This window comes from Vibrio sp. Isolate32, from assembly GCF_022397955.1.
Classification (GTDB): domain Bacteria; phylum Pseudomonadota; class Gammaproteobacteria; order Enterobacterales; family Vibrionaceae; genus Vibrio.
This window is the reverse complement of record NZ_JAKEUQ010000069.1, coordinates 1-2093: the sequence shown is the minus strand read 5'-3', so window position 1 is coordinate 2093 and position 2093 is coordinate 1. Positions and strand designations below refer to the sequence as shown.

Here is a 2093-nt window from a genome sequence, read left to right as displayed (position 1 = left end):
ACTTCATGGTGACCTTCACTTTACCGTATCAATTGAGAGTGCTAGCAAGGCATCAGCCTAAAGCGACATATAACGGTATGTTTAAGGTGGCATCGGGGGTTTTAAAAGATTTTGCCAACCGCCAGCTKCAAGGTGAACTTGGGTTTACTGCTGTGCTGCATACCCACAGCCGACAACGAAACTTGCACCCACACCTGCACATTATTGTGGCAGCAGGCAGTTACGACCCATCCAGACAAACGTGGCACAAAGGCAACAAGCATTACCTTTTTAACGCGTTRGCTTTGGCCAAAGTCTGGCGGGCAAGAATGTTAGAGGCCATGAATCAACATCCAACGTTGTGGCTGCCRAGTGGCATACCCAAACAATGGGTGGTTGATTGTAGGCAGGTTGGTTATGGTCAGTCAGCACTGAACTATTTATCTCGCTACCTCTATCGTGGTGTGCTGCCTGATGAAGACATTATCAAGGTCACCGATGATACGGTCACCTTCCGTTATAAAGAGAGTCAGACCAAAGCATGGCAAACTCGAACCTTACCCATCCTTGAGTTCTTGCTGCTCATCTTGCAGCACGTGCTCCCCAAAGGGCTACAACGAGTTCGAGATTACGGATTTTTACGTGGTCAAGCACACGCCTTAAGAGTTCGCATTCAACTGCTGMTGTTGAACCTTCTCTATCTCATGCCGCCACTCACCGCACCGATAAGGACAAAAGCGATACGGGCATGCCCTTGCTGTCAGCATGACATGGCGTGTGTTGGAGTCAGCCGACCCACGTAGCCGAAAGGCACCGATAATAAGGAGAATGGCATTGACGAAATCAAAGGAGATGTAACGACGAAAGAAACGGAAAACCGCTAACGGGTTGATAAGGTTGCTATCGCAACCTTATCTTGACCTCGCTCGCCTTGAGAAAAGCCTCAAAGCGATGTGCCCTTCAAGTTCAATCGTACAATTTACTTAATAAAGTGGCTTCGGGCTTGTTCAACACTCGGGATTTAGTGTTGGCTGCGCAACACCTTAATCCTTATTTGTTATAACACTACTTCGACGGTTTCGCTTTCTCTCCAAGATGTTGAGTAAACCTCAATAAGTAACCATCTGGATCTTGTATAAGAAACTCCCGTTCACCTGATAGTTTTTCACCAATGTCATACCATGTCTCTTTTAAATCACGGAAGAAAGACACCTGAGCTTGCTTCAGCCTTTTAAGCAATGGCTCTAAGTCTGATAGCTCTATTTGAAAATTAACCCCACGTCCTAACGGAGCGACTAACTCGCCAGTACTCCAACCTGAGTCTGTGATTTGTTCTAGCATGATTTGAACCTGTTCTTGTTCAAGGTATACAAAATCAGGATTTTCTCGTTTAATTCGCACAGAGAAGCCAAGTACATCGACGTAAAATGATAATGACGCTTCAAAATTGCTTACCGATAATTCGGGAACCATAGGATTCCAATATTCTTCCATAATCTATCCTTGCTATATGGTGTAATACCGCTTGTGTTATAATGCCCTGTTGAGGTGTGAGCAACGCAATACAAATGCCGCCGCATACCACCTTAAACACCAAAACCAACGCATAGTAAAAATGCCACGCGTTGCGAATCACTCTTAAACAGTTTGTTGAACGAAGCCGCTGCGCGGCAGAATAAAGACAGCACAAGTCATACTCTTATCACACCATCACCCTGATGGTCGTTAACAGGAGTAACTTATGAATTCCACCGACTTAGAACGCTACAACATTCTTTATGAACAACACCTTACCAACCTTAAGCTGCAAGGTAAACGACCTGCGACCATTGATGCCTATTCTCGTGCGGTTCGTCGGATCACCGCTCATTTCGATCGGGCTCCTGATACATTAACCACGGCCGACCTCAAACAGTTCTTCGCATCTCTTATTCAAACTCACTCGTGGAGCACCATTAAACTCGACCGTAACGGCTTACAGTTCTTCTATCGCTATACGCTCGATAAACAGTGGGAGTGGCTCAATATCGGGAGCACCATTAAACTCGACCGTAACGGCTTACAGTTCTTCTATCGCTATACGCTCGATAAACAGTGGGAGTGGCTCAATATCG

The 2093-nt window shown here is 45.8% G+C and carries 3 protein-coding genes; 2 read left to right on the top strand and 1 reads right to left on the bottom strand.

The window, feature by feature from the left end; all coding sequences use genetic code 11:
• A partial coding sequence (locus L1D11_RS22365) for a transposase (protein ID WP_239862813.1) occupies window positions 1–782 on the top strand: 782 nt, incomplete at its 5' end.
• Between the two features lie 262 nt (window positions 783–1044).
• Here L1D11_RS22365 and L1D11_RS22360 read toward each other — a convergent pair.
• Window positions 1045–1473, bottom strand: coding sequence for a VOC family protein (locus L1D11_RS22360; RefSeq protein ID WP_239833809.1), 429 nt, complete (start codon window positions 1471–1473; stop codon window positions 1045–1047).
• A 247-nt stretch (window positions 1474–1720) separates the two neighbouring features.
• Here L1D11_RS22360 and L1D11_RS22350 point away from each other — a divergent pair.
• Window positions 1721–2093: site-specific integrase (locus L1D11_RS22350; RefSeq protein WP_239862811.1), on the top strand; the 373-nt coding region annotated here is incomplete at its 3' end.

What these genes read in the sequence shown, in the direction of transcription:
- L1D11_RS22360 (WP_239833809.1), bottom strand. Translation starts at nt 1,473, where the DNA reads ATGGAAGAATATTGGAATCCTATGGTTCCCGAATTATCGGTAAGCAAT.